This window comes from Streptomyces sp. NPDC017520, assembly GCF_044329855.1.
Classification (GTDB): domain Bacteria; phylum Actinomycetota; class Actinomycetes; order Streptomycetales; family Streptomycetaceae; genus Streptomyces.
In genome coordinates this window covers 1-26,111 of record NZ_JBIRKB010000013.1, presented here as the reverse complement: position 1 = coordinate 26,111, position 26,111 = coordinate 1, and the positions used below count along the sequence as shown (strand labels likewise).

The 26,111-nt window shown below is 71.3% G+C and carries 25 protein-coding genes and 1 pseudogene; 10 read left to right on the top strand and 16 right to left on the bottom strand.

What is annotated here, in order from left to right; genetic code table 11:
- Positions 1-41 precede the first annotated feature (41 nt).
- A complete protein-coding gene (locus ACH4KB_RS27290) occupies positions 42-557 on the bottom strand; it encodes a carboxymuconolactone decarboxylase family protein (RefSeq protein WP_398068537.1) in 516 nt (171 codons plus the stop codon).
- Between the two features lie 48 nt (positions 558-605).
- Here ACH4KB_RS27290 and ACH4KB_RS27285 point away from each other — a divergent pair, with 48 nt between their 5' ends.
- Positions 606-2,042, top strand: coding sequence for a PLP-dependent aminotransferase family protein (locus ACH4KB_RS27285; protein WP_398068536.1), 1,437 nt, complete (start codon positions 606-608; stop codon positions 2,040-2,042).
- Positions 2,043-2,211: 169 nt separating this feature from the next.
- On the opposite strand, the pseudogene ACH4KB_RS27280 reads toward ACH4KB_RS27285, so the two are convergent.
- A pseudogene (locus ACH4KB_RS27280) lies at positions 2,212-2,742 on the bottom strand (DUF6596 domain-containing protein); the annotation flags it as partial.
- A 152-nt stretch (positions 2,743-2,894) separates the two neighbouring features.
- Here ACH4KB_RS27280 and ACH4KB_RS27275 point away from each other — a divergent pair.
- Positions 2,895-3,167, top strand: a complete 273-nt coding sequence (locus tag ACH4KB_RS27275; RefSeq protein ID WP_398068535.1) for a hypothetical protein — start codon at positions 2,895-2,897, stop codon at positions 3,165-3,167.
- 5 nt (positions 3,168-3,172) lie between these two features.
- Positions 3,173-4,360 (top strand): glutathionylspermidine synthase family protein, encoded by a 1,188-nt coding sequence (locus ACH4KB_RS27270; RefSeq protein WP_398068534.1) that lies wholly within the window; start codon positions 3,173-3,175, stop codon positions 4,358-4,360.
- 157 nt (positions 4,361-4,517) lie between these two features.
- On the opposite strand, the gene rocD is transcribed toward ACH4KB_RS27270, so the two are convergent.
- Complete coding sequence (rocD, locus tag ACH4KB_RS27265) at positions 4,518-5,723, bottom strand: ornithine--oxo-acid transaminase (protein ID WP_398068533.1); 1,206 nt, start codon at positions 5,721-5,723, stop codon at positions 4,518-4,520.
- Positions 5,724-6,025: 302 nt separating this feature from the next.
- On the opposite strand from rocD, the gene trpS reads away from it, so the two are divergent.
- Together trpS and ACH4KB_RS27255 are read left to right on the top strand one after the other, a co-directional pair.
- The gene (trpS, locus tag ACH4KB_RS27260; RefSeq protein ID WP_398068647.1) at positions 6,026-7,018 is read left to right on the top strand and encodes a tryptophan--tRNA ligase; all 993 of its coding nucleotides are present in this window, start codon (positions 6,026-6,028) and stop codon (positions 7,016-7,018) included.
- Positions 7,019-7,142: 124 nt separating this feature from the next.
- Positions 7,143-7,742 carry a 2'-5' RNA ligase family protein gene (locus ACH4KB_RS27255; RefSeq protein WP_398068532.1) on the top strand — a complete coding sequence of 200 codons (600 nt, stop codon included), beginning with the start codon at positions 7,143-7,145 and terminating at the stop codon, positions 7,740-7,742.
- A 75-nt stretch (positions 7,743-7,817) separates the two neighbouring features.
- Here the strand turns inward: ACH4KB_RS27255 and ACH4KB_RS27250 are convergent, their stop codons facing one another.
- Together ACH4KB_RS27250 and ACH4KB_RS27245 are read right to left on the bottom strand one after the other, a co-directional pair.
- Positions 7,818-8,573 (bottom strand): decaprenylphospho-beta-D-erythro-pentofuranosid-2-ulose 2-reductase, encoded by a 756-nt coding sequence (locus ACH4KB_RS27250; RefSeq protein ID WP_398068531.1) that lies wholly within the window; start codon positions 8,571-8,573, stop codon positions 7,818-7,820.
- A gap of 57 nt (positions 8,574-8,630) precedes the next feature.
- On the bottom strand, positions 8,631-9,995 hold the full coding sequence (locus ACH4KB_RS27245; RefSeq protein WP_398068530.1) for an FAD-binding protein: 1,365 nt from the start codon (positions 9,993-9,995) through the stop codon (positions 8,631-8,633).
- 172 nt (positions 9,996-10,167) lie between these two features.
- Between ACH4KB_RS27245 and ACH4KB_RS27240 the strand changes: the two genes are divergently transcribed.
- Positions 10,168-11,145 (top strand): YihY/virulence factor BrkB family protein, encoded by a 978-nt coding sequence (locus ACH4KB_RS27240; RefSeq protein WP_398068529.1) that lies wholly within the window; start codon positions 10,168-10,170, stop codon positions 11,143-11,145.
- Here the strand turns inward: ACH4KB_RS27240 and ACH4KB_RS27235 are convergent.
- Positions 11,142-12,485: a D-alanyl-D-alanine carboxypeptidase family protein gene (locus tag ACH4KB_RS27235; RefSeq protein WP_398068528.1), complete on the bottom strand. Its 1,344-nt coding sequence runs from the start codon at positions 12,483-12,485 to the stop codon at positions 11,142-11,144. The genes ACH4KB_RS27240 and ACH4KB_RS27235 overlap by 4 nt on opposite strands.
- Before the next feature lie 133 nt (positions 12,486-12,618).
- On the opposite strand from ACH4KB_RS27235, the gene ACH4KB_RS27230 reads away from it, so the two are divergent.
- The 3 genes from ACH4KB_RS27230 (at position 12,619) to ACH4KB_RS27220 (ending at position 16,096) form a co-directional block, all read left to right on the top strand.
- Positions 12,619-12,864: an SCO4848 family membrane protein gene (locus tag ACH4KB_RS27230; protein ID WP_398068527.1), complete on the top strand. Its 246-nt coding sequence runs from the start codon at positions 12,619-12,621 to the stop codon at positions 12,862-12,864.
- A gap of 33 nt (positions 12,865-12,897) precedes the next feature.
- The gene (locus ACH4KB_RS27225) at positions 12,898-14,253 is read left to right on the top strand and encodes a metallophosphoesterase (protein WP_398068646.1); all 1,356 of its coding nucleotides are present in this window, start codon (positions 12,898-12,900) and stop codon (positions 14,251-14,253) included.
- Between the two features lie 289 nt (positions 14,254-14,542).
- Positions 14,543-16,096 carry an ABC transporter substrate-binding protein gene (locus ACH4KB_RS27220; RefSeq protein WP_398068526.1) on the top strand — a complete coding sequence of 518 codons (1,554 nt, stop codon included), beginning with the start codon at positions 14,543-14,545 and terminating at the stop codon, positions 16,094-16,096.
- A gap of 36 nt (positions 16,097-16,132) precedes the next feature.
- Here the strand turns inward: ACH4KB_RS27220 and ACH4KB_RS27215 are convergent, their stop codons facing one another.
- The 10 genes from ACH4KB_RS27215 to ACH4KB_RS27170 all read right to left on the bottom strand — a co-directional run bounded on the left by ACH4KB_RS27215 (position 16,133) and on the right by ACH4KB_RS27170 (position 23,895).
- Positions 16,133-16,897 (bottom strand): TetR family transcriptional regulator, encoded by a 765-nt coding sequence (locus tag ACH4KB_RS27215; protein WP_398068525.1) that lies wholly within the window; start codon positions 16,895-16,897, stop codon positions 16,133-16,135.
- A gap of 10 nt (positions 16,898-16,907) precedes the next feature.
- Positions 16,908-17,381, bottom strand: coding sequence for a thiol-disulfide oxidoreductase DCC family protein (locus ACH4KB_RS27210; protein WP_398068524.1), 474 nt, complete (start codon positions 17,379-17,381; stop codon positions 16,908-16,910).
- Positions 17,382-17,386: 5 nt separating this feature from the next.
- Positions 17,387-17,821 (bottom strand): hypothetical protein, encoded by a 435-nt coding sequence (locus ACH4KB_RS27205; RefSeq protein WP_398068523.1) that lies wholly within the window; start codon positions 17,819-17,821, stop codon positions 17,387-17,389.
- 156 nt (positions 17,822-17,977) lie between these two features.
- Complete coding sequence (locus ACH4KB_RS27200; protein WP_398068522.1) at positions 17,978-18,805, bottom strand: hypothetical protein; 828 nt, start codon at positions 18,803-18,805, stop codon at positions 17,978-17,980.
- A gap of 15 nt (positions 18,806-18,820) precedes the next feature.
- A complete protein-coding gene (locus tag ACH4KB_RS27195; protein WP_398068521.1) occupies positions 18,821-19,420 on the bottom strand; it encodes a hypothetical protein in 600 nt (199 codons plus the stop codon).
- 142 nt (positions 19,421-19,562) lie between these two features.
- Positions 19,563-20,339 carry a succinate dehydrogenase iron-sulfur subunit gene (locus ACH4KB_RS27190; RefSeq protein ID WP_215110459.1) on the bottom strand — a complete coding sequence of 259 codons (777 nt, stop codon included), beginning with the start codon at positions 20,337-20,339 and terminating at the stop codon, positions 19,563-19,565.
- Complete coding sequence (gene sdhA, locus ACH4KB_RS27185; RefSeq protein ID WP_398068520.1) at positions 20,339-22,093, bottom strand: succinate dehydrogenase flavoprotein subunit; 1,755 nt, start codon at positions 22,091-22,093, stop codon at positions 20,339-20,341. The genes ACH4KB_RS27190 and sdhA overlap by 1 nt, the downstream gene beginning before the upstream one ends.
- Positions 22,094-22,123: 30 nt before the next feature.
- Entirely contained in the window at positions 22,124-22,606 is a 483-nt protein-coding gene (locus ACH4KB_RS27180; RefSeq protein ID WP_215110457.1) for a succinate dehydrogenase hydrophobic membrane anchor subunit, read from the bottom strand.
- A 5-nt stretch (positions 22,607-22,611) separates the two neighbouring features.
- A complete protein-coding gene (sdhC, locus tag ACH4KB_RS27175) occupies positions 22,612-22,992 on the bottom strand; it encodes a succinate dehydrogenase, cytochrome b556 subunit (protein WP_097868837.1) in 381 nt (126 codons plus the stop codon).
- A 318-nt stretch (positions 22,993-23,310) separates the two neighbouring features.
- On the bottom strand, positions 23,311-23,895 hold the full coding sequence (locus ACH4KB_RS27170; RefSeq protein ID WP_398068519.1) for a 2-oxo-4-hydroxy-4-carboxy-5-ureidoimidazoline decarboxylase: 585 nt from the start codon (positions 23,893-23,895) through the stop codon (positions 23,311-23,313).
- 461 nt (positions 23,896-24,356) lie between these two features.
- On the opposite strand from ACH4KB_RS27170, the gene ACH4KB_RS27165 reads away from it, so the two are divergent.
- The gene (locus ACH4KB_RS27165) at positions 24,357-25,967 is read left to right on the top strand and encodes a family 20 glycosylhydrolase (protein WP_398068518.1); all 1,611 of its coding nucleotides are present in this window, start codon (positions 24,357-24,359) and stop codon (positions 25,965-25,967) included.
- Positions 25,968-26,111: the final 144 nt, after the last annotated feature.

Sequence of the window (26,111 nt, the reverse complement as noted above, 5' to 3'; positions counted from 1 at the left end):
CGCGGGGGAGCGATCAGCCGGGAATCCTCGGCCGGGAGTGATCAGCTCTTGACGCCGCCCGGTGTGTAGTGGCCCGGGGTCAGCCGCCCGGTGACGCCGAAGCGGTTCCAGACGTTGATCACGGAGATCGAGGCGATCAGCTGGGCCAGCTCGGTCTCCTCGAAGTGCTTGGTGGCCTCCGCGTACACCTCGTCCGGGACGAAGCCGTCGGTCAGGACGGTGACCGCCTCGGTCAGGGCCAGCGCCGCCAGCTCCTTCGGGGTGTAGAAGTGCCGCGACTCCTGCCAGGCGCTGAGCTGGACGATCCGCTCGACCGACTCGCCCGCCGCGAGCGCGTCCTTGCTGTGCATGTCCAGGCAGAACGCGCAGTGGTTGAGCTGCGAGGCCCGGATCTTCACCAGCTCGACCAGGACGGGGTCCAGGCCGTTGCGGGCGGCGATGTCGAGCCGGACCATCGCCTTGTAGACGTCCGGGAGGAGCTGGGAGACGGAGATCCGGGGCGGCTCCTCGGGGGAGAGGTCGGCCGGGGCGTGGTGGTGCTCGTGTGTCGAGGTCATGGGGACGACGTTACGGCCCCCGATGGCACCCCGGTATGGTCCATTGGCATGACGGATTCCTGGGCCACTTTCGGCACGGACCTGCATCTGGAACCGGTCGGCCAGGGGCTCCGCAGCGGGCTGATGGAGGCGCTGCGGGAGGCGGTGCGCACCGGCCGCCTGGCCCCCGGCACCCGGCTGCCGTCCTCCCGGGTCCTCGCCGCCGACCTGGGCGTCGCCCGCAACACGGTGGCCGACGCCTACGCCGAACTGGTCGCCGAGGGCTGGCTCACCGCCCGCCAGGGCTCGGGGACCCGGGTCGCCCAGCGGTCCGCGCCGCGCCGGACCGACCCCGCGGCGGCCCGGTCCCGGCCGGTGCGGCCCGGGGCCCGGTACAGCCTGAAGCCCGGCTCGCCGGATCTCTCCGCCTTTCCGCGTACCGCCTGGCTCAAGGCCGCCCGCAAGGCGCTCACCGCCGCACCCGACGAGGCCTTCGGCTACGGCGATCCGCACGGCCGCGTCGAACTGCGCACCGCCCTGGCCGAGTACCTGGCGCGGTCGCGCGGGGTCCACGCCGACCCGGATCGCATCGTGATCTGCTCCGGCTTCGCCCACGGGCTGACGCTGCTGGGCCGGGTGCTGCGGCGGCGCGGGATCCGGGACGTCGCCGTCGAGTCGTACGGCCTCGACGTGCACAGAGACCTCCTCACCGACGCCGGCCTGCGTACCCCGTGCCTGCCCCTGGACGAGCACGGTTCCCGGACCGGCGAGCCGGCCGCGCTGCGCGGCGCCGGCGCGGTCCTGCTGACCCCGGCGCACCAGTTCCCCACCGGCGTACCGCTGCACCCGGACCGGCGCGCCGCCGCCGTCGACTGGGCCCGGTCCACCGGCGGGCTGATCCTGGAGGACGACTACGACGGGGAGTTCCGGTACGACCGGCAGCCGGTGGGGGCGCTCCAGGGCCTCGACCCGGAGCGGGTCGTCTACCTGGGTACTGCCAGCAAGTCTCTTGCTCCGGGGCTGCGTTCGGGGTGGATGGTGGTGCCGGAATCCCTTGTCGCGGAGGTAGCCGGTGCGAAGGGGCCCGCGAACTCGTGCGGGGTCGTCGATCAACTGACCCTCGCCGAGTTCATCGGGTCCGGCGCGTATGACCGCCACGTCCGCCGGATGCGCCTTTGCTACCGGCGCCGCCGTGACGAGCTGGTGGCGGCCCTTGCCGAGCGTGCGCCGCGCATCGGGGTAACCGGGCTTTCCGCAGGTCTGCATGTGGTGCTTCGCCTGCCGCCGGGCCTTGATGAGCGCACGGTGGTTCAAGCGGCGCACTGGCAGGGCCTCGCCGTTCAGGGCGTTGGGGCGTACCGGCATCCTGACGCGAAGGCGGAGACGTGGGGCGGGCTTGTGGTGGGGTACGGCACACCGTCGGACTCGGCATGGGCAGGGACATTGGAAGCGCTGTTGCAAGCCCTGTCGGCGGTGGGGGACATCGAGGGGCCCCGCCCGGTGTGAAGCCGGACGGGCCGTTCGCCCCGGCCGCCGACGTCCTGCCCCCGGCGGGGAAATCAGGCGACCGGGCCTGGCGCATCGTCCTGGATGTCCCCCATGTGTCGGCCGGGAGTGAGGCGGGCCGCGCGGGTGGTGAGGTGGCGTCGCTCCGGTGTGCTGCTGGTGCGTCGGGCCGCGGCCAGTCGGTGGCGTCGACGTGCTCGGCCTCGTCGTGGACGGCGGCGATGGCCGCCTGCAGCTGGTACGGGCCGACCTGCCCCTTGGGCAGGGCCCGGCTGATCAGGTCGACGCCCTCCGTGACGAGCCGCCGGTCCCAGCGGGTGCGGTTCTGCTCGGCCAGCGGCACCAGGGCGCCGTCGGGCCCGGTGCGAGCGGGGCGGCGCGCGTCGGTGAGCAGCATCAGGGCGAGGAGTCCGGCGGTCTCCTGTGCGTGTTCCAAAGACTCGCAGTCCAGCATGTAGAAGTTGGCGAGGTACGCCTTGGTCTCCAGGTACGGCCCGTCGGTGACCGCCGGGACGCCGTCCTTGCGGCGTACCAGCTGCGCGTTGGCCGCGTCCGCCAGACCGTAGGCGCCGAGCAGTTCACCGCTGTCGCGGTACTTCTTGTTGAACGCGTCCTGCCTGGCGATCGCCTCGGGCCAGGCGTCGGCCGGGAAGGACTCCCACTTGGCCTGGTTGCCGTAGATCATCGCGACGTACTTCATCAGGTGTCCCCTTGTGTCCCGGGGCCCCATCCGCCGGGTATTGCCGCGCGGGCCAGGTTCCGAACCGGTGGCCCCTGCCACTAATCTGACAAGAGGTCCGGTGACGGAAAAGGGACGCCGGATCGATCGCGTACCACGGGGGAGAACCGAACATGTCCACACGAAGGCTGAGGTCGAGCACGGTCGTGCTCGGCGGTATGGGGCTGCTCGCCCTGACGATCACGTCCTGCGGCTCGGAGCCGGACAAGCGCTGCGCCGACCGCACGACCCAGCGGTCCCTGCCGAGCTCCGAGTGCCGCAGCGGCGGCAACGGTTCGTACTACTACGGCGGCAAGAGCGACAGCGGCAAGGTGCAGGGCGGCAGTTTCGACAAGTCCGCGGTCGACCGCGGCGGCTTCGGCTGCTCCGGTTCCGGCGGCGGCTGACCGTCGTGGAACGCCGCACGATCGAGCCGCGCCCCGGCTGGCAGGAGACCGTCGAGGCGCAGGGCGTCGTCTACCCGCTGACCCGCTACCCGGACGGTTCGCTGCGTCCGTACTGGGACGAGAGCGCCTACTACGTCTTCTCGCTGCCCGAGGTCGAGGCGCTGGAGGAGACCGTCGAGGAACTGCACACGATGTGCCTGGCCGCCGCCGCGCACATCGTCGAGCGGGACCGTTTCGCCGAGCTCGGCATCGACGACCCCCGCCTCGCCGCGCTGGTCGCCGAGTCCTGGCACCGCCGCGCCGAACTGCCGTCCGTGTACGGGAGGTTCGACCTGCGCTACGACGGGAACGGCCCGCCGAAGATGCTGGAGTACAACGCCGACACCCCGACCTCGCTGGTGGAGGCCGCGAGCGCGCAGTGGTTCTGGATGGAGGACCGGTTCCCCGGGGCCGACCAGTGGAACTCCCTGCACGAGCGGCTGGTCGACGCCTGGAAGCGGCAGGCGACCCTGCTGCCGCCCGGGCCGCTGCACTTCGTCCACTCCGACGGCGACGAGCTGGGCGAGGACCTGATGACGGTCGCGTATCTGCGCGAGACCGCCCAGCAGGCCGGACTCGACACCGAGGCGCTGTCGGTCGAGGAGATCGGCTGGGACCGGCTCTCGGGCCGGTTCGTCGACGAACGGCTGCGGTTCATCCGCAGCTGCTTCAAGCTCTACCCCTGGGAGTGGCTGGCGACCGACCGCTTCGGCCCGCAGGTGCTGGACACCCTCGACAACGGCGGCGGCTCCGGCACCACCTGCTGGATCGAGCCCGCCTGGAAGATGCTCCTCTCCAACAAGGCGCTGCTCGCGGTCGTCTGGGAGCTGTACCCCGGCCACCCCAACCTGCTGCCCTCCTACCTCGACGGCCCGCGCGAGCTGGCCGGGCCCGGCGGGGCCGGATACGTGTCCAAGCCGCTGCTCGGCCGCGAGGGCGCCGGCGTCGAGCTGTACGGCCCCGGCTCGCCGCCCGTGACGCGCGACGAGCCGTGCTGCTACCAGGAGGTGGCCCCGCTGCCCGACTTCGACGGCAACCGGGTGGTGCTCGGCGCGTGGGTCGTCGAGGACGAGGCGGCGGGGCTCGGCATCCGGGAGTCGGCGGGGCCGGTCACGGACGAGTACGCCCGCTTCCTGCCCCACGTCATCCTCTGAGGGACCGGACCGGACCGGACCGGACCGGACCGGACCGGGCCGGGGCGGGCCGGGCCGGGGCGGGCCGGGGCGGGCCGGGGGCGGCTCCTCCCGTCCCCGCCCCCGGGGCGGGCCGGGGGCGGCTCCTCCCGTCCCCGCCGGCTCCTCCCGGCTCCTCTCAGGCGCTCAGTGCCGCCCGCAGCCGGTCCAGGCCCCAGTCCAGGTCCTCCTTGCTGATCACCAGCGGCGGGGCGATCCGGATCGTGGAGCCGTGGGTGTCCTTCACCAGCACCCCCAGCTTCATCAGCCTCTCGGAGATCTCCCGGCCGGTGCCCAGCGCCGGGGCGATGTCGACGCCCGCCCACAGACCCCGGCCGCGTACCGCCTCCACCGCGCCGCCGCCCGTCAACAGGCCCAGCTCGCGGTGCAGATGGTCGCCCAGCTCGGCCGCCCGCTGCTGGTACTCGCCGGTCCGCAGCATCGCGATCACCTCCAGCGCCACCGCGCAGGCCAGCGGGTTCCCGCCGAACGTGGAGCCGTGCTCGCCGGGCCGGAACACGCCGAGGACGTCCGCCGAGGAGACGACCGCGGACACCGGGACCACCCCGCCGCCGAGCGCCTTCCCCAGCAGGTACACGTCCGGCGCCACGCCCTCGTGCTCCAGCGCGAACGTCTTGCCGGTACGCCCCAGCCCCGACTGGATCTCGTCCGCGATGAACAGCACGTTCCGCTCGCGGGTCAGCTCCCGTACGCCGGGGAGATAGCCGGCCGGCGGCACCAGCACCCCGGCCTCGCCCTGGATCGGCTCGATCAGCACCGCCACGGTGTTCTCGGTCATCGCCTCCCGCATCGCGGTGAGGTCCCCGTACGGGACGATCTCGAAGCCCGGGGTGTACGGGCCGAAGTCGGCCCGCGCCTCCGGGTCGGTGGAGAAGCTGACGATCGTGGTCGTGCGGCCGTGGAAGTTGTCCGAGGCCACGATGATCTTCGCCATGCCGTCCGGCACGCCCTTGACCCGGTAGCCCCACTTGCGGGCGGTCTTCACCGCGGTCTCCACGGCCTCCGCACCGGTGTTCATCGGCAGCACCGTCTCCATGCCGCACAGTGCCGCCAACTCCGTACAGAAGTCGGCGAACCGGTCGTGGTGGAAGGCCCGGGACGTCAGCGTCACCCGTTCCAGCTGGGCCTTGGCCGCGTCGATGAGCCGACGGTTGCCATGGCCGAAATTGAGTGCCGAGTATCCGGCGAGCAGATCGAGGTACCGGCGGCCCTCGACATCCGTCATCCAGGCGCCCTCCGCCGAGGCCACGACGACCGGCAACGGGTGGTAGTTGTGCGCGCTGTGCGCCTCGGCGGAGGCGATGGCAGTTTCCGTGATCGACACGGGATCTCCGTTCGTCGTGCGGCGTGGGCGGGGGTGGTGCCCACTTTGTATCGTCGGTCGGAACCCGCGCCGGGAAACCTCCATCGCCCGGCGCGCCCGCCGTCGCACGCCGGGCAGCCGAAATGTGCGGTTCATCTCGGGCGTGCGCTCCCGTGCTCCGAGCTCCTGCGGTTGCACGCCCTCTCCGCCCCGCACCGGCTGCCGGAGATCGCCCCCGTACCTGAGACAATGGAGCCATGGCCTCTGACCTCCCCACCGACCAGCCGCAGACGGGCCGCACCGGTGCGGCCGCCCGTCCGCGCGTGCTCTCCGGGATCCAGCCCACCGCGGGCTCGTTCCACCTCGGCAACTACCTGGGCGCGGTGCGCCAGTGGGTGGCGCTGCAGGAGAGCCACGACGCCTTCTACATGGTCGTGGACCTGCACGCGATCACGGTCCCGCAGGACCCCGCCGAGCTGCGGGCCAACACCCGGCTCGCCGTGGCGCAGCTGCTGGCGGCCGGGGTGGACCCCGAGCGCTGCACCCTCTTCGTCCAGAGCCATGTGCCCGAGCACGCCCAGCTCGGCTGGGTGATGAACTGCCTCACCGGCTTCGGCGAGGCCTCCCGGATGACGCAGTTCAAGGACAAGTCCGCCAAGCAGGGGGCCGACCGGGCCACCGTCGGCCTCTTCACCTACCCGGTGCTCCAGGTCGCTGACATCCTGCTCTACCAGGCGAACCAGGTCCCGGTGGGCGAGGACCAGCGCCAGCACATCGAGCTGACCCGCGACCTCGCCGAGCGGTTCAACGGCCGGTACGGACAGACGTTCACCGTCCCCGCGCCGTACATCCTCAAGGAGACGGCGAAGATCTTCGACCTCCAGGACCCGGCGGTGAAGATGAGCAAGTCGGCCTCCACGCCGAAGGGCCTCATCAACCTCCTCGACGACCCGAAGGTCACCGCGAAGAAGGTGAAGAGCGCGGTCACCGACACCGACACGGTGATCCGCTTCGACGCCGAGAAGAAGCCGGGCGTCAGCAACCTCCTCACGATCCTCTCCACCCTCTCCGGCTCCCCCGTCGAGGATCTGGAGCGGAGTTACGAGGGCAAGGGCTACGGGGCGCTGAAGACCGATCTGGCCGAGGCCATGGTGGAATTCGTCACTCCTTTCCGGACCCGCACCCAGCAGTATCTGGACGACCCGGAGACGCTGGATGCCATCCTGGCCAAGGGAGCGGAGAAGGCCAGGGCCGTCGCCGCGGAGACCCTGGCACAGACGTACGACCGGATGGGCTTCCTGCCCGCGAAGCACTGAGTCCAAGGACCCTGGCGAGATCATGGCCGCAGGGGTCACACTTGCGGCGACGGAACGCGTGGGCCGGAAACCCGGCCCACGCGGCATGACCGAAAATCGACCATCGACGGTGGAGGAGAACGACGTGGGGACCGTAACGCTCGGCGTTTCGATCGCGGTCCCGGAGCCCTACGGCAGCCTGCTCCAGGACCGCCGCGCGAGCTTCGGGGACCCTGCCGCCTTCGGCATTCCCACCCACGTCACCCTCATGCCGCCGACCGAGGCGCAGTCGGCCGACCTCCCGGCGATCGAGGAGCACCTCGACCGGATCGCCACGGCCGGCCGGCCGTTCCCGATGCGGCTGTCCGGCACCGGCACCTTCCGCCCGCTGTCGCCGGTCGTCTTCGTCCAGGTCGTCGAGGGCGCCTCGGCCTGCGCCTGGCTCCAGAAGAGGGTCCGGGACGCCTCGGGCCCGCTGGTGCGCGAGCTCCAGTTCCCGTACCACCCGCACGTCACCGTGGCCCACGGCATCGCCGAGGAGGCCATGGACCGGGCCTACGAGGAGCTCGCGGACTACGAGGCCGCCTGGACCTGCGGATCCTTCGCGCTGTACGAGCAGGGCCCGGACGCCGTCTGGCGCAAGCTCCGCGACTTCCCGTTCGGAGCGGGCGGCGGCACGCCCGCCGTCCCGGCCCAGGGCGGCTACACGATCGACGCGCCGTCGGCCCCGTCGCTGCGCCCCTGAGGCGCCCGGGGCCGGCCGGCCCGGCATGACCGAACGGGCGGCCGGCCCGGCATGACCGAACGGGCGTGACAGCCCTCAGACCGGCAGCCGGCGGAACAGCGGGCGCGGGACGTGCCGCAGTGCCGCCATCACCACCCGGAGCGAACCGGGCACCCACACGCTCTCCGAGCGTCGCCGCAGCCCCGTGACGATCGCCTCCGCGACCTCCTCCGGGCCGGTCGCGAACGGCTGCTCCGGCCGTCCCGCCGTGGCCCGGGTCCGGACGAAGCCGGGGCGGACGACCATCACCTGCACCCCGGTCCCCTGGAGCGCGTCGCCGAGCCCCTGCGCGAACGCGTCGAGCCCCGCCTTGCTGGAGCCGTAGATGAAGTCCGCACGCCGGGCGCGCTCCCCGGCCACCGAGGACAGCACCACCAGCGAACCGTGCCCCTGCGCTTGCAGTGCGCCGGCGCACACCAGCCCGGCGGAGACCGCCCCCGTGTAGTTGGTCTGGGCGACCCGGACCGCGGCCATCGGCTCCTCCTCGTCCCGCGCCTGGTCGCCGAGGACCCCGAACGCCATCAGCACCACGTCGATGTCGCCCTCCGCGAAGACCTTGCCGAGGACGACCTCGTGGGAGGCGCAGTCCAGCGCGTCGAAGTCGACGGTCCGCACGTCCGCCCCCCGGCCGCGCAGCTCGGCGGCGGCCGACTCCAGGGCCGGGGAGGGGCGCCCGGCCAGCCAGACCCGGCGGGTGCGCAGGGCGATCAGCCGGCGCGCGGTGGCCAGGGCGATCTCGGAGGTGCCGCCGAGGACGAGCAGGGACTGCGGGGCGCCGAAGGCATCCTTCACGGAGATCTCCTGAGCAGAGGGGTGGGAGTGGGGGAGAAACGCAGGCAGCGCTGGGGTCTACAGCCCGAGCCGGCGCGACAGGTCGGAGCGGAACGCCTCCGTCGGGTCCAGGCGTGCCCGCAGCTCCCGGAAGTCCGCGAGACCCGGATACATCGCGGCCGCCGTCTCCGGCCGCATCCGGGAATCCTTGGCCAGGCAGACCCGGCCCCCGGCGGCGGCCACCTCCTCGTCGACGTCGTCGAGGAAACGGGCCAGGCCGGGCAGGGCGGCGGGCAGATCCAGGGCCAGGGACCAGCCGGGTTCGGCGAACGACAGCGCGCCCGGGTCCGCCGCCCCGAACCGGTGGAGCACGGCCCGTACGGCGGGGCTCCTGCGCGCCGCGATCCGCCGCACGACCCGGTGCAGCGTCTCCTCCCGGCCGTAGCCGACGGTGAACCGGTAGCGCACCAGACCGTCCCGCCCGTACAGGAGGTTCGCGTCCGGGTAGGCGTCCGCGGCGTGGAAGTAGGCGGGGACCGGCCGGAGCTCACCGGTTCGCGCGCGGGGTGCGCCCCGGTAGCGGATCTCGTTGTACAGGGCGGCCGTGGCCGGGCCGAGCAACCCGCCCGGCACGGGTGGGAAACCGGAGAGCCGGAACCGCCCCCCGGCCCCTCCTGAACGCGAGGAGAGCGGAGTGCGCCCCGCGTGCGCCGGGCGCATATTAGGGGTCGCGTGCTCCCCCCGGGTGAGGATCCCGCGTCCGGTCGCCCGGCCCCGGGCCATCAGGTCGATCCAGGCGGAGGCGTACGGCAGCCGGTCGCCGCCCGCGCTGAAGCGGGCCAGCAGATCGTCCAGGTCCCCGGCGCGCTCGGTGGAGACGGACATCAGCCCGGTCGTCACGCGCCGGAGGCGCAGGGTGGCGCCCAGGATCACCCCGGTCAGCCCCAGGCCCCCGGCGGTCGCGTCGAAGAGGGCGGTGCCCGGCAGCACCGTACGCACCTCGCCGTCGGCGGTGAGCAGTTCCAGGGCGCTCACGTGCCGGGCGAACGAGCCCGAGCGGCGGTGGTCGAGGCCGGACAGATCGGAGCCGATCGCCCCGCCGACCGTCACCCTGCCGGTCCCCGGCACGACCGGCGGGAGCCAGCCGAGCGGCAGCAGCACCCGCAGCAGCCGCTCCAGGCTCACCCCCGCGTCGCAGCGCACGACGCCGGCGGCGGCGTCGACACCGCCGACGCGGGCCAGGCCCGTCAGATCGAGCACCGAGCCGCCCGCGTTCTGCGCCGCGTCCCCGGGCGACCGCCCCAGCCCGCGCGCGATGACACCCCGGGGCCCACGCCCCCGGACGACGGCGGCCGCCTCCTCGCGGGTGCGGGGGCGGAACCGCACGGCGGTCGTCGGGGCGGTCCGGCCCCAGCCGGTCAAGGACACCGTGTCGACGGACATGAGGGTGACCGTATCGCCCGGGAAATCCCCTTCGCGGCATTGGTGAATTCGCTCACCGGAACGGGTGATGGAGTGAGTGTCGGCGGAGCGTGACGGAGTTCCGCCGGATGGGTCCGGGAGAGTCCGGGGCGGGCCGCCGATGTTCCGGGCCCAGGAGGGTACGCGTGACGTCATGGACTGGCTGAAGAAACTCCCGGTGATCGGGCCCCTGGTCGCCCGGCTGACGGAAACGCACGTGTGGCGTTCCTACGAGCGACTGGACCGGGTCCACTGGGCCAGGCTCGCGGCGGCGATCACCTTCATCAGCTTCCTGGCCCTCTTCCCGCTGATCGCGGTCGGCGCGGCCGTCGCCGCCGCCCTACTGAGCGACCAGCAGGTCGACACCATCAAGGACAAGATCGCCGACCAGGTGCCGGGCATCTCCGACCAGTTGGGCATCGACGGGCTGATCGCCAACGCGGGCACGGTCGGCCTCGTGGCCGGCGCGCTGCTGCTGTTCACCGGTGTCGGCTGGGTCGGCTCCATGCGGGAGTGCCTGCGCGCGGTCTGGGAGCTGGACGAGGTCCAGGAGGCCAACCCCGTCGTCGCCAAGGTGAAGGACGCCGTGCTGCTGGTCGGCCTCGGCGGCGCGGCGCTCGCCACCCTGGCGGTCTCCACCATCGGCTCGACGGCGGTCGGCTGGACCGCCGACCTGCTCGGCATCCCCGAGGACGGGGCCGGCGGCGTCCTGCTGCGGGTGGCCGCCCTGGCGGTCGCGGTCGTCGCGGCCTTCCTGCTGCTGCTCTACCTGCTGACGCTGCTGCCCGGGGTGGAGCCGCCCCGGCGGCGGCTGGTGGTCGCGGCCCTGCTCGGGGCGGTCGGCTTCGAACTGCTCAAGCTGCTGCTGGGCAGCTATATGCGGGAGGTCGCGGGCAAGAGCATGTACGGCGCGTTCGGCGTGCCGATCGCGCTGCTCCTGTGGATCAACTTCACCGCGAAGCTGCTGCTGTTCTGCGCCGCCTGGACGGCGACCGGCAGCAAGGACGAGGAGAACCGCGCGGAGACCGAACAGGCCCCCGGCGCGGGCGGCCCGGGCGCGGGCGGCCCCGGCGCGTTCGCGCCAGGACCGGGTGGAGCCGCCGCGGAGGCCGGCGGCTCCACCCGCGTCTAGGACTTGTCCGCCGGAGCACCCGGAGCACCCGGGGCGGCAGAGGCGGCCGGCTCGGCCTGCTCCGCCGGGTCGGTCGTGGGCGGGGTGCGGCGGGCCAGGCCGGTCAACGGCCAGCGACGGTTGACGAGGAAGACCCCGCCGGCCAGGAACACCAGCAGACCGCCGATGATCGCCAGGGCGATCCCGACCCCGCTGGAGCCGTCCGAGGCCGCCGACGCGTGCTCGGCCTCTACCTGCCCCCCCGAGCCCTGGTCGGCTCCGGCGGCGGGTGCCGCGCCCTTGCCGCCGGTCGCGGTGCCGGTGCCGGTGTCGACGGACTTCGGCGGCACCAGCTCGCCGACCGGGGTCACCTTGCCGCTCGCGGCGAAGCCCCAGTCGAGCAGGTGGGCGGCCTCCTTGTAGACGGCGTGGCTCTCCTCCGCCGACGGATTCATGACCGTGACCAGCAGGACCTTGCCGTTGCGCTCGGCGACGCCGGTGAAGGTGTTGCCCGCGTGGGAGGTGTAGCCGTTCTTGACCCCGGCGATGCCCTGGTACGGGTCCACGCCGATGTCCCCGGTGATCAGCCGGTTCGTGTTCTGGATCTCGAAGGAGCCGCGCTTCTTCCCCTTCTTCTCCTCGCCGGGGAAGTCGGCCGACGCGGTCGCCGCGTACTCACGGAAGTCCTTCTTCTGGAGTCCGCTGCGGGCGATCAGGGTTAGGTCGTAGGCGCTGGAGACCTGGCCCGGCGCGTCGTACCCGTCCGGCGAGACCACCCGGGTGTCCAGGGCCTGGAGCTCCTCGGCGTGCTTCTGCATCGCGGCAACCGTCTGCGGGACGCCGCCGTACATCGCGGCCAGGACATGCACCGCGTCGTTGCCCGACCGCAGGAAGACCCCGAGCCACAGGTCGTGGACCGTGTAGGTGTGGTCCTCCTTGATCCCGACCAGGCTGCTGTCCTCGCCGACTCCGGACAGCTCGCTCTCCGTCACCTTGTGGGTCAGGGAGGTGGGCTGGAGCGCGGGCAGTACGGTGTCCGCGAAGAGCATCTTCATCGTGGAGGCGGGCGGCAGCCGCCAGTGCGAGTTGTGCGCCGCCAGGACGTCCCCGTTCTCCGCGTCCGCGACGATCCAGGACCGGCCGGTCAGCTTCTTGGGCAGCACCGGCGCTCCCGGGCCCAGATTGACCTGGGTGCCGGCCTTGGCGAGCTGCTCCCCGCCGAGGCTGGACATCGTGCTCGGCGGCTTGGGCTGTTTGTCGTCGCTCTTGTCCTTGTCGGCCGCCGCGGCGGGACTCAGGACAAAACCGGACAACAAGGCGGCGGAGGTGACCGTGAGGGCGATCTTTTTCAGAGCAGGCACGGTCGGAAACGTACAGGGCGAAGGTGTGGATGCGGACCCGGACCGGCTGACCCGCCGCAGGGAACGCCGGGACGGCCCCGTTCGGACGCCACCCCGGGGGAGGGGGCCGGGAGGCGGCGGCGATACTGGACCCATGAAGCTCAGCCGCCGCGTGTCCTGGTTCCTGCTCGCGTTCGGGGTGTGGAGCTGGTTCATCTGGATCACTTTCGTCAAGAACCTTTGGCAGGACGGCAGCGGGCTCGCCTTCGACGACGCGGGCGAACCGACCGGGTACTTCTGGGTGCACCTGCTGCTCGCCATCACGTCCTTTTCTCTGGGGACGGTGGTCGGCGTGATCGGGTTGCGCGGAGTGAGGGCTTTGCGCGACGACCGCGCATGACGACGGGAACATGGGGAAGCTCGGATGGCAGCAGTGGTCTTCGCTCTGGTGGGGCTCGTCGTGCTGGCGCTGCTCGGCGCCGTGCACCGGTATCTGTGGCGCCGCTTCGTCGGTGACACGACGGCGCCGGGCAGCCCGCTGCGCCGGGCGGGCACCGTCGCGGCCTTCGTCCTGCCCCTGCTGAGCGTCGGCGCCATGACGTCCGGCCGGGTGGGAGCCCCCTTCTGGCTCCAGCAGGTGCTGGCCTGGCCGGGCTTCCTCTGGCTGGCCTGCCTGCTCTACCTGACGCTGGCGCTGTTCGTGGGCGAGGCGGTACGCCCCCTTCTCCTGCGGCTCCTCGCCCGGCGCGACGCGAGGACGGGCGCGGCGGAAAGCGGAACGGCTTCCGGCACCCTCGCCGACCTCCCGGGCGAGACCCGTCCTCGCGCCGAAGAGCTGGTGCCGTCACGGTCGGGCGGTGCCCCCACCGGCTCGGAAGCCGTGGCACGTACGGCCCCGGAGTCCGTGACGGAACCGGAAGCGGAACCCGCCGCGGAGGCCCCGCCCACCGCCTCCGCTGCCAGCCCCTCCCGGCGGCTCTTCGTCTCCCGGGTGGTGGGCGGCGCGGCGGCCGCCGCCGGACTCGCCACCGTCGGGTACGGCACGTACGGCGTGCTGCGCGGGCCCAGCGTCCGGCGGATCACCGTCCCGCTGGCCAAACTGCCCCGCTCCGCCCACGGCTTCCGGATCGCCGTGGTCAGCGACATCCACATCGGGCCGATCCTCGGCCGCGCCCACACCCGCCGGATCGTCGACACGATCAACGCGACCTCGCCCGACCTGGTCGCCGTCGTCGGCGACCTCGTCGACGGGTCCGTCGCGGACCTGGGCTCCGCCGCCGAACCGCTGGCCGCCCTGCGCGCCCGGCACGGCAGCTTCTTCGTCACCGGCAACCACGAGTACTTCTCCGGCGCCGAGCAGTGGGTCGACCACGTCCGCGAACTGGGCCTGATCCCGCTGGAGAACGCCCGGGTCGAGATCAAGGGCTTCGACCTCGCCGGCGTCAACGACATCGCGGGCGAGACCGAGGGGCAGGGGCCCGACTTCGGCCGCGCACTGGGCGACCGGGACCGCGGCCGGGCCGCCGTCCTCCTCGCCCACCAGCCCGTCGTCATCCACGACGCCGTCGAGCACGGCGTCGACCTCCAGCTCTCCGGCCACACCCACGGCGGCCAGCTCTGGCCCGGCAACCTCCTCGCCGAGCTGGCCAACCCCACCGTCGCCGGGCTCGAACGCTACGGCGACACCCAGCTCTTCGTCTCGCGCGGTGCGGGCGCCTGGGGCCCGCCGGTCCGGGTGGGCGCCCCCTCCGACATCACCGTCGTGGAGCTGGCCTCCCGTCAGGCGTAGGCGTAGGGCGCGTCCGCCTCCGTTGCGGGTGCGACGTTCCGGTAACCCCGGATGCCTCATCATGAAATGCACACCGAAGAGTCACCGTCAGCTACGGAAAGCCGCAGGTGGGAGGCGCGAAACAGCCTTTTCGGACAGAGGTTCGGGTACGTGTCCAACAAAAGGCTGTGAGTGCCCCATTTACTCTTCCAGATGTGAAAATCGTGTGATTGGGTAAGCGCGAACATGCGGCGATGTGCGCGTCACAAACGCGACCGCCGAGGTGGGGCTGGTAAGGGAGAGCACGGCAATGCGGTCGGTCCGGGTACGGATTCTCGCGATACTCGCGGTATTGGTGATAGCGGGCGTCGGTGCCTGGCAACTGCTCCCGTCGGGGGAGGCGAAGACCGACGCGATCACTGTCGGGACATCGGACGTCGTCACCTCACTCGACCCGGCCGGTGCGTACGACGCGGGTTCCTGGGCGATCTACAGCAACATCTACCAGTCGCTGATGACCTTCAAGCCCGGGGCGGTCACCCCGGAACCGGACGCCGCCGAGAGCTGCGGATTCGTCGGGCAGAAGCTCCAGACGTTTCAGTGCAAGCTCCGCGACGACCTGACCTTCTCCAACGGCCGCAAGATCACCGCCGAGGACGTCAAGCACTCCTTCGACCGGATCTTCAGGATCAAGTCGGACGTCGGTCCCGCGGGTCTCTTCCCCACCCTCGACACGGTGACGACCGAGGGCCGCACGATCACGTTCAACCTGTCCGGCAAGGACGCCACCTTCCCGCAGAAGATCGCCACCGGCGCCGCCGCGATCGTCGACCCCACCAAGTACCCGAAGGACAAGCTCCGCCAGGGCAGCCAGGTCGACGGCTCCGGCCCGTACGTCCTGAAGTCGTACGAGTCGGGGAAGAGCGCCGAGCTGGTGCCGAACCTGAAGTACAGGGGCGCGCTCAAGAAGACCGGCGAGGCGGTGAACATCCGCTACTTCAAGACCTCCGAGGAACTGCAGACGTCCTGGGACAGCGGCGATGTGGACATCGCCCACCGTCAGCTGCCGTCCGAGACGCTCGCCGAACTCAACGTGAACAACCCGGACGTGCGGGTGACCGAGGCGGCCAGCGCCGAGATCCGCAACATCATCTTCAATGTCCGCGAGGACTCGCCGTTCGCGGACAAGAAGGTCCGCCAGGCCGTCGCCACGCTTCTCGACCGGGGCCCCCTGGTCCGGAAGGTCTACCAGGGCACGGTCGACCCGCTGTACTCGCTGATCCCCACCGGCTACATCGGGCACAGCACCCCCTTCTTCGACGCCTACCCCTCCTCCGACCCCAAGCGCGCGGCGAAACTGCTGGAGGAGGCCGGAGTGGAGACGCCGGTCCCCGTCCACTTCGCCTACCGCGAGGGCGACATGTACACCAAGGAGACCGCCGAGCTGCGCCGTCAGATGGAGAAGGACGGGCTGTTCGAGGTCACGGTCGAGGCCGTGGAGTGGACGAAGTACCAGAAGGGGTACGCGGACGCCAAGTACGACATGTACACCGTCGGCTGGTTCCCCGACTTCCCGGACCCCGACACCTTCAGCCAGCCGCTCGTCGGCACCGGTAACGTCCTGCACAGCGGCTACTCCAGCAAGAAGATGGACCAGCTGATCGCCGCCACGCAGCAGTTCAGCGACCGCAGCCGGACCTCGAACGACTTCAAGGAGATGCAGTCGCTGGTCGGCGAGGACGTCCCCCTGCTGCCGCTGTGGCAGAAGAAGGACTACGTCGTCGCCAAGTCCGAGGTCGCCGGCTCCCAGTACCTCTCCGACGGCACCGGCACCTGGCGCCTGTGGGAACTCAGCTGGATCTGATCCGAACGGGTCAGCCGGACAGATCAGCCGGACAGGTCAGTCGGACGAGTCAGCCGGCCGGGCCTCGGGGGCGTCTCGCCCCTGGGACCCGGCCGTCTCCGTACCCGGCAGGAACTCCACCAGCAGACCGTGGATCTGCCGTACGAGCGGTCGCAGCACCCGGAACCGGGAGAGCGAGATCGCCCGGGCGGCGATCGGCGCGGTGCGCTCGACCAGCCGGCGGCTGCGCTCGGCGCCCTCGCTGCGGTCGTACACCCAGAACAGCACCAGCCCCATCTGCATCAGCCACATCAACTGCGGCAGCAGGGGAGCCAGTTCCGGGTCGCTCTTGACGTCCGCTCCGGCGATGCAGCGCTCGTGGATGGAGATCGCCGCGTCGCGGGCGGGCACGGAGTCCTCGGAGAACGGGGAGAGCGGGCTGTCGGGATCGGCGGCGTTCTTGAAGAACTGGGCGGCGAAGCGGTGGTACGGCTCCGCCACGTCCAGCCAGCCGAGCAGTACGCCCCTGATGCGTACGGTCAGATCCCCGTCGCCCTCCAGCACGGGCCGGACCGCCGCCGCGTGTTCGCCGGCGATCCGGTCGTAGAAGCCCTGGACCAGGTGTTCCTTGGAGGAGAAGTAGTAATAGGCGTTCCCGACCGAGACACCCGCCTCCTGGGCGATGGCCCGCATGGTCGTCCGGTCGTAGCCGCGCTCCGCGAAGAGCCGGAGCGCCGTCTCGAGAATCAGCGTGCGGGTCTGCTCGCTCTTCGCGGCCTTGGCCGGCTTGGTCTCCTGCACGTTCTTCTCTTCCTTCACCACGGGCCCAAGGTTATCGGGGACCCCACGGTCCTCCGGGCGGGGCGGCGCACTCACGGACCCCGGGGGCGCAGGACGGGAGGGCCGGAGAGCGGTAGCGGGCGGCGGCCAGGACGGTGCCCCGGGCGAAGGGCCGCCCCGCCGGGGTGGTCAGCCAGTGGGCCCTGGAGCGGTACTTGGCCAGCGCCCACAGGCAGACGATCCAGGCGGAGGTCTCCCGGTAGACCTGTCCCAGGTCGCCGACGACGGTGAGCTCGGCCAGCGTCGCCGCGTGGTCCAGCTCCGGGAACCGCTGCCGCGCCTCGGCCGATCCGGCCGGTACGAGATCCAGTGGGACGAGCTGCCGCTGCCGCTGGAGCCAGTGCCGCAGGTGGACGCAGAGCGGGCACCGCGCGTCGTAGAGCACGGTGAGCCGGCGTACGGGCGCGGGCCGGGCGGCGGCGTACGGGACGGGTCCCGGCGGCGCCTCGGACGCGCTGTCGGTCAAGGGGCTCACCGCCCGGGCGCGGGTGTGGCCCACGGACCCCGGTCGCCCGGCGGCGTCCAGGCTCCCGGCGGTACGGGCGGGGTCTGCTCGCGCTCCAGGGCGCTGCGGCGGCGGATGCGGCTGAGCACCCACACATTGGCGAGGTGCATGACGCCGAGCACCAGCAGCACGACGCCCACCTTCACGGAGAGGGCCTCGAACAGCTCACGGGCGTTGGCCACCCCGTCGGCGTATCTCAGGTAGAGCGTGACGAACCCGAGGTTGACCAGGTAGAAGCCGACCACCAACAGGTGGTTGACGGCGTCGGCGAGCTTCTCGTTCCCGTGCAGCACATCGGCGAGGAAGATCCGTCCGTTGCGGCTGAGCGTGCGCGCGACCCAGGCGGTCAGCGCCACGGTGATCAGCAGATAGATGACGTACGCGACAACAGTGAGGTCCATGCCCCACCCTCCCTTGAACGCGTTCAAAAATGCTTGCGGGCATGACTGTAGACCCCTTCTTGAACATGTTCAAGAAGGGGTCCGGGGGTGGCATCAGCCGGGGACGGACGGACGGGATCGGACGGGAACGGACGAGAACGGGTGGATCGAGTGGGATCAGAGAGGCTGAGGCTCGGCCGGCTCCGTCAGGGCATCGGCGATCTCCGCGCGCAACGCCTCGCCGTACAGCGGCGTCAGCTCCGCGAGCGCCGTGTTCCACTCCTCGGCCGCATGGTCCACCGCCTCGCGGAAGCCCCGTGTCACCCGGCGCCGGGCGAGGGACAGCGCCACCGCGGCGACCGGCCGCAGCAGCCATCGCCCGCGGGCGACCAGCACCACGGAGACCTGCCAGGAACCGTCATCGGCCGGGCGCGGGGTGATGGTCAGCCGGGCCCTGCCCAGCCGGTGCACCGCCCTGCCGGACACCGGGGGCCGGGCGGCCGGGGGTGCGGAGGAGGGCCGGTCCACGGCCGCCCACCACGCGGCCGGATCGGCCCTGCCGCGTCCGGAGAGGCGGTACAGCGAACCGCCCCGGGGATTGTGCCCGGACAGGGAGAGCTCCAGGGCCCCGGGCGTCAGCGGTTCGCGCAGCCGTATCTTCGTCCGGACGGAGAAGGAGGCCTCCTCCAGGACGTGCTCCACCTCGATGGAACGCGAAGGCCGCCACTCGCGCAGGACGGTCGCCTCCGACAGCGGGACGGCCTCCGGGGCTTCGGTGCCCGCCGCCCCGACGGGCTCCGACCCGCTCCCGTACCGGGCCCCCGGCCGCAGGTGACGCCCCTTCAGCAGCCTGAGGCCGTCCACGGCCCGCCCGTCGGCCAGCAGAATGGCCCCGCCCGCACCCTCCCGGGAGGTGCCGAGGAGGTCCAGCATCGCCCTGGTGGCCTCCTCGAACCAGTCACGGTCCAGGGCCCCGACGGTGACCGTGTGCTCGAAGCGTGCCATGAGTGCGGCCCGTGCTCAGGCGCTCATGGAGCGGGCCTGGTTGAGCTGGCCCATGACCGCGGGGAAGGTGTGCGGGCCCATGGCCGGGATCATCGTGGAGTGGTGCCGGCCGCCGCTGGTGACCGTGACCTGGACGAAGCCGGTGGTCCGCTTCTCCTTCATCAGCAGGAACAGCAGACCGATCAGGCAGAACAGCGCGAAGACGATCGCCAGCACGACCGCGTGCGTCGGGATCTTCTCCTCCGTGCGCGACATGTCCGTGGCCGTCCAGACCGCCCCCTTGAGCGGCATCGTCCCGGACGGGGTGACGATCGCGTCGCTCAGCACGGTGATGTCGCCGATCGACAGCATCGGGACACCGCCCTGACCGGGCGCTCCCTGGGGCACCGGGAGGTACTGGCCGGGCATCGTCGGCTGCGCCGCGTTGGGGTACCCGTAACCGGGGCCGGGCTGGGTCGCGGACTCCGGCAGCGGCTGCGGATAGCCGTACGCGGGCGGGGCGCCCGGCGCCGGGTGGCCGTACCCCGGGCCGTCGGCCACCGTCGGCTGGTGGCCGGGCTGCTGGGGCGGGCCCCACTTGTACGCGTCGTCCGCGTACGGATTCGGCTCGCTCACGACGATCCCCGTTCTCTTTCGGTCTTCAGCTCCGCTGAACCGTACCGCCCGTGCGGCCCCCGGCGCAGCAACAGGCCCCGCCCCCGGCAGGGTCAAGGCTGCGGGGACGGGGCCTGTCGACGTAACAGGTGCTACGAGCGGGTCAGAAGCGACGCGTGATGAGCGCGCGCTTCACCTCCTGGATCGCCTTGGTGACCTCGATGCCACGCGGGCAGGCGTCCGTGCAGTTGAACGTGGTGCGGCAACGCCACACACCGTCACGGTCGTTGAGGATCTCCAGACGCTGCTCGCCGGCCTCGTCGCGCGAGTCGAAGATGAAGCGGTGCGCGGCCACGATCGCCGCCGGGCCGAAGTACTGGCCGTCGTTCCAGAACACCGGGCACGAGGACGTGCACGCGGCGCACAGGATGCACTTGGTGGTGTCGTCGAACCGCTCGCGGTCCTCGGCGGACTGCAGCCGCTCGCGGGTCGGCTCGTTCCCCTTGGTGACGAGGAAGGGCATGACGTCGCGGAACGCCTGGAAGAACGGGTCCATGTCGACCACGAGGTCCTTGAGGACCGTGAGGCCCTTGATGGCCTCGACCGTGATCGGCTTGTCCGGGTTGATGTCCTTGATCAGCGTCTTGCAGGCGAGCCTGTTCTTGCCGTTGATCCGCATCGCGTCGGAGCCGCAGATGCCGTGCGCGCAGGAACGGCGGAACGTCAGGGTTCCGTCGAGCTCCCACTTGATCTTGTGAAGGGCGTCGAGGACACGCTCCTTCGGGTCGATCTCGATCTGGAAGTCCTGCCACTGGACCTCGTCGGAGACCTCCGGGTTGAAGCGGCGGATCCGGAACGTGGCGGTGATGAACGGGGAGTCGGCGAAGCCGGCCTCGGGCTTCGCGGTCCCGTCGGTCTTGTCCAGGGTCGGGGTAGCCATCAGTACTTACGCTCCATCGGCTGGTAGCGGGTCGTCACGACCGGCTTGTAGTCGAGCCGGATCGACTCGGCGCCGTCGGCGGCCACCTCGCGGTACGCCATGGTGTGGCGCATGAAGTTGACGTCGTCGCGGTTCGGGTAGTCCTCGCGGTAGTGACCGCCGCGGGACTCCTTGCGGGCGAGCGCGGAGACCGCCATGACCTCGGCCAGGTCGAGCAGGTTGCCCAGCTCGATGGCCTCCAGCAGGTCGGTGTTGAACCGCTTGCCCTTGTCCTGGATGGACACGTTCAGGTACCGCTCGCGCAGCTCGGCGATCTTGTCGACCGCCGTCTTGATCGTCTGCTCGGTGCGGAACACCATCACGTTGGCGTCCATGCACTCCTGGAGCTCCAGGCGCAGGGTCGCGACGCGCTCGGTACCGGTGGAGTTGCGCAGCCGCTCGACCTGGTCGGCGACCAGCTGGGCGGGGTTCTCGGGCAGCTCGACGAAGTCGGTCTGCGACGCGTACTCGGCGGCGGCGATGCCCGAGCGCTTGCCGAAGACGTTGATGTCGAGCAGCGAGTTGGTGCCCAGGCGGTTGGCGCCGTGCACCGAGACACAGGCGACCTCGCCGGCGGCGTACAGGCCCGGGACGACGGTGGTGTTGTCGGCCAGCACCTCGCCCTCGACGTTGGTCGGGATGCCGCCCATGGCGTAGTGCGCGGTCGGCTGGATCGGGATCGGGTCCGTGTAGGGCTCGATGCCGAGGTACGTCCGCGCGAACTCGGTGATGTCCGGGAGCTTGGCGTCCAGCTGCTCCGGCGGCAGGTGCGTCAGGTCCAGGTACACGTGGTCGCCGGCCGGACCGCAGCCGCGGCCCTCCCGGATCTCCGTGTAGATGGAGCGCGAGACGACGTCACGGGACGCGAGGTCCTTCATGACCGGCGCGTACTTCTCCATGAAGCGCTCGCCGTCCTTGTTGCGGAGGATGCCGCCCTCACCGCGGGCGCCCTCCGTCAGCAGGATGCCCATGCGCCAGATGCCCGTCGGGTGGAACTGGAAGAACTCCATGTCCTCCAGCGGCAGGCCGCGCCGGTAGCAGGCGGCCTGGCCGTCACCGGTCAGGGTGTGGGCGTTCGACGTCACCTTGAAGAACTTGCCGGTGCCGCCGGAGGCGTAGATGACCGACTTCGCCTGGAAGACGTGGATCTCGCCGGTCGCCAGCTCGTACGCGACGACGCCGGAGGACTTCTTGACCCCGTCGACCTCGGTGATCAGCTGGTCCAGGACGTAGAACTCGTTGAAGAACTCCACGCCCTCCTTGACGCAGTTCTGGTACAGCGTCTGGAGGATCATGTGACCCGTGCGGTCCGCGGCGTAGCAGGACCGGCGGACCGGGGCCTCACCGTGGCTGCGGGTGTGACCGCCGAAGCGGCGCTGGTCGATGCGGCCCTCGGGCGTCCGGTTGAACGGCAGGCCCATCTTCTCCAGGTCGAGGACGGCGTCGATGGCCTCCTTCGCCAGGATCTCGGCGGCGTCCTGGTCGACCAGGTAGTCACCGCCCTTGACCGTGTCGAAGGTGTGCCACTCCCAGTTGTCCTCCTCCACGTTGGCGAGCGCGGCGGCCATGCCGCCCTGCGCCGCGCCCGTGTGGGAGCGGGTGGGGTAGAGCTTCGTCAGCACGGCGGTACGGCTGCGCTTGGTCGACTCGATGGCCGCGCGCATGCCGGCGCCGCCGGCGCCGACGATGACGGTGTCGTACTTGTGGATCTGCATGGTTTCCCTCTGGTCCCTCTGTCCCGGCGCCTAGCGGATGTTCGGGTCGAAGGTGAAGATCACCAGCGTGCCCAGCAGGACGGTGAACACCGTGGCGGTGTACAGGAGCATCTTCAGCCAGAAGCGGGTGTTGTCCCGTTCGGCGTAGTCGTTGATGACCGTACGGAGGCCGTTGGCGCCGTGGAGCATGGCGAGCCACAGCATCGTCAGGTCCCAGACCTGCCAGAACGGCGAGGCCCAGCGGCCCGCCACGAAGGCGAAGCCGATCTTGGAGACTCCGCCGTCGAGCACCAGCTGGATCAGCAGGTGGCCGATGACGAGAACGGTCAGGACGATGCCCGACAGGCGCATGAAGAGCCAGGCGTACATCTCGAAATTGGTGCGCGATGCCTTGGGCGTCTTGCCCGTGCGCTTGCGCGGGGGCTCGATCACCGGGGCCGGGTGGTCGACGTCGTACAGGCTCACGCCTTCGACGTCGCCGATCGCGGCTGCGGAAGAAGTCTCGCTGGACATGGGCCTCAGCTCCCGAAGACGTCGCGTACGGCGTGACCGAGGACGGGGTACAGGGCCCCGACCATCAGCACGATCCAGATGCCCACCACGGTCCAGAGCATCTGCTTCTGGAGTCGCGGGCCCTTGGCCCAGAAGTCCACGGCGATGATCCGGAGACCGTTCAGCGCGTGGAAGAGAATCGCGGCCACGAGGCCGTATTCGAGGAGCGCGACGATCGGCGTCTTGTACGTGGCCACGACTTCGTCGTAGGCCTCGGGGGAGACGCGGACGAGAGCGGTGTCCAGGACATGTACGAACAGGAAGAAGAAAATGAGGACACCGGTGACTCGATGAGCCACCCAGGACCACATGCCTTCCCGGCCGCGGTACAGCGTTCCAGCCGGCACGGAAGAACCCTCCGGGAGCGGGGATGAGGGTCGGCCGGCTTGACTGTCGGTCTGACCCGGCCGGGTACGGTCCACCGGCCCTGGCCATCGTAGCGACGCATTGTCGGTTCGTTCGCGCCGGGGCCTCCCGTGTGATCAAAGTGGCAATCAAACAGGCACGTACGGGCTAGAGCGTCCCTTACCGCCGCGCGTCCGGCATCCCCTACCGTCGCGGTCCGGCAATCCCTACCGCCGGGCATCCGGCATCCCCTACCGTCGCGGTCCGGTGCCCCTTACCGTCGCGGTCCGGTGCCCCTTACCGTCGCGCTCCGGCGCCCCTTACCGCCGCGCGTCCGCCGCCAGCAGTTCGACGATCCGGCTCCGGGCGAGTCGCCGCAGCTCCTCGGCGGTCACGGCTCGCTCCTCGTCCGGGTCGTGCGCCAGGCGGACCCGGATCCCGGCCAGCACCTGGTCCACGTGCTGCGAGGGCTGGTAGGCGTCCAGGCAGATCACGAAGGCGTGGCCGAACCGGCTCTCGTACGCCGCGTGCGCGGCCCGCAGCGCCAGGTGGGCGGCGCGGGGAGCGTCGTCGTGCAGGCAGGGGGCCGGCTCGGAGGCCAGGGCCTCCGCGATGTCCCGGGGCGCGAGGTCGTAGCCCGCCTCGTCGGACGCGGCCAGTAGAGCGCCGAGATCGGGGTAGGGGCGGTGGGCGGCCATCCGGTGGGCCCAGCGGAGACTTCCGCAGCACTCCAGGAAGGCCGCCTCGGCGGCGGCGAAGGGCAGGTTGTTGAAATGGACCAGGCCGAGGGCGTGATCAACCGGCGGTGCGACGGCGGGCGGCGCTCCCGGGCCTTCCGGGCCTCCTGGGACTCCCGGGCCTCCTGGGCCGTCGGCCGGAGCCGGGTGGCGCGGCTGTGCGGGCACGGCCGGACGGCCGGCCGGGGGCGCGGATCGCTTCGGCAGGCCGGCGGGGGGCTCGCTGGACCTGGACAGCGTGGGCTCCTCGTATCAACGACAGTTATGACTCCGTGGCCCCGAAAAGGAACCTTCTGCCCCTGGAAGACAGATCAGGACGTACCGAGGTTGCCCGACGTGGGGGTGAGTTCCGCGGGGGCGGGAGTGAAGTGGAGAGACGAATGTGCCGCAACGCTAGCGAGATCCGTTGCCGGACGTCGGGCGGACCGCGCGAGAATCACCCGAACGGGAGAGTTTCGGAACGTGTGACGGGTGTCTGACCTGCGTCGACCGAGGATCTGTTCGATCCCCCGGAGCTCTCGATGGGCGAGGCCCCGGCAGAAATGTCAACCTTGCACCCTCTTCACTCGTTTCATCGTCTCTTCACTCGTTTCACCCGCTCCTGCCCCCTCAACGGAGGAATCTGCCCGATGTCGCCCACGCGTGGTGCCCTCGTCACCGGCGCGGCTGTCACGGCCGCGGCCGCCGTCGCCCTCACCGTCGTCGTCTGGCCGGAAGGGTCCGGCAGCGGATCGTCCGGCGACACCGCGTCGCCCTCAGGCACCTCCGCCGAGGCCGTCGCCCCGTCGCCCTCCCGCAGCTACCCGATGTCCAGCACACCGAGCACGATCCCCGCGGTACGCGAGCACACCCCGGCCCGGGGGCCCGGCTGGCGGCCGGGCAAGGACAGCGCCGTCGTCATCGCCAAGGGCAGCCAGGTGCTCGCCGACGAGGCGGAGCTGCTCGCCAAGGAGCTGAAGATCCGCTACCGGAGCGCCGAACCGGCGCGGACGGGCGACGTCGAGCTGGCGCTCGGCGACAAGGACGCGGGCCCCACCGAGTCGTACACGCTCACCGTGCGCGACCGGAAGGTGAAGATCACCGGACCCGACGAGTCGGGCGTCTTCTACGGCACCCGCACCCTGAAGCAGTCGGTCAAGGCGGACGGCACGCTCCCCGAGGGCGTCGTCAACGACCGGCCGGACCGGCCGCAGCGCGGCCTCAACCTCGACATCGCGCGCAAGCACTACAGCGCGGAGTGGATAGAGGACCGCATACGGGAGATGGGCGACCTCAAGCTCAACCAGCTCGGCCTGCACTTCTCCGACGACCAGGCCTTCCGGATCGAGTCGAAGTCGCACCCCGAGGTGGTCTCCGACGAGGCCCTCACCCAGGACGAGGTCCGCCGGATCGTCGCCCTCGCCAACAGCCGGCACATCGAGGTCGTCCCCGAGATCGACTCGCCCGGACACCTCGGCGCGGTGCTGGCCGCCCACCCCGACCTCCAGCTGCGCAACACCGCGGGCGTGGAGTCGAAGGGCTCCATCGACATCTCGAAGCCGGGCGCGGCCAAGCTCATCGACGAACTCCTGGAGGAGTACACCGAGCTCTTCCCGGGGCGGTTCTGGCACCTGGGCGCGGACGAGTACCAGGCGCTGACCGTGCGGAACCCGGCCGCCTCCTATCCGCAGCTCCAGCGAGCGGCGGAGGAGAAGCACGGCGCCGGAGCCTCGATCGAGGACCTGGCCACCGGCTGGCTGAACGACCGCGCGGCCGTCGTCGTCCCGAAGGGCCGGACCGCCAAGGCCTGGAACGACGGGCTCTTCCGGGACACGAAGGTCAAGGCCGACGAGAACATCGAGATCGAGTACTGGACCGGCAAGGAGATCGGCGCCCGCCCGCCGCTGGAGTACCTCGCCGCGGGCTACAAGATGCTGAACCTCAACGACGAGTTCCTCTACTACGTGCTCGGCGAGCCCAACGAGTTCGTCTATCCGACCGGCGAGCGGATCTACGAGCAGTGGACCCCGCTGGTCATGCGCGGCACCGAGCCCGTGGCCGAGCGCTATTCGCAGCAGATCCTCGGCGGCCGGTTCGCCGTCTGGGGCGACCTGGCGAACGCGCAGACCACCCAGCAGGTGGCGGACGGCATCAGGATGCCGCTGGTGGCGACCTCGCAGAAGCTGTGGGATCCGCGGAAGCCGGCGCTGAGCTGGGCGCAGTTCCAGGAACTGGCGGAGCGGACCGGCAGCGCGGGGTGAGGCCGGGGGCGTTCCCCGGCGGGGGGGGGGGGGGGGGGGGGGGGGGGGGCGGGGCCCCGGGGGGGGGGGGCCCCCCCCCCCCCCCCCCGCGGGGGGGGGGGGGGGCGCGCGCCCCCCCCCCCCCCCCCCGGGGGGCGGGGCGGA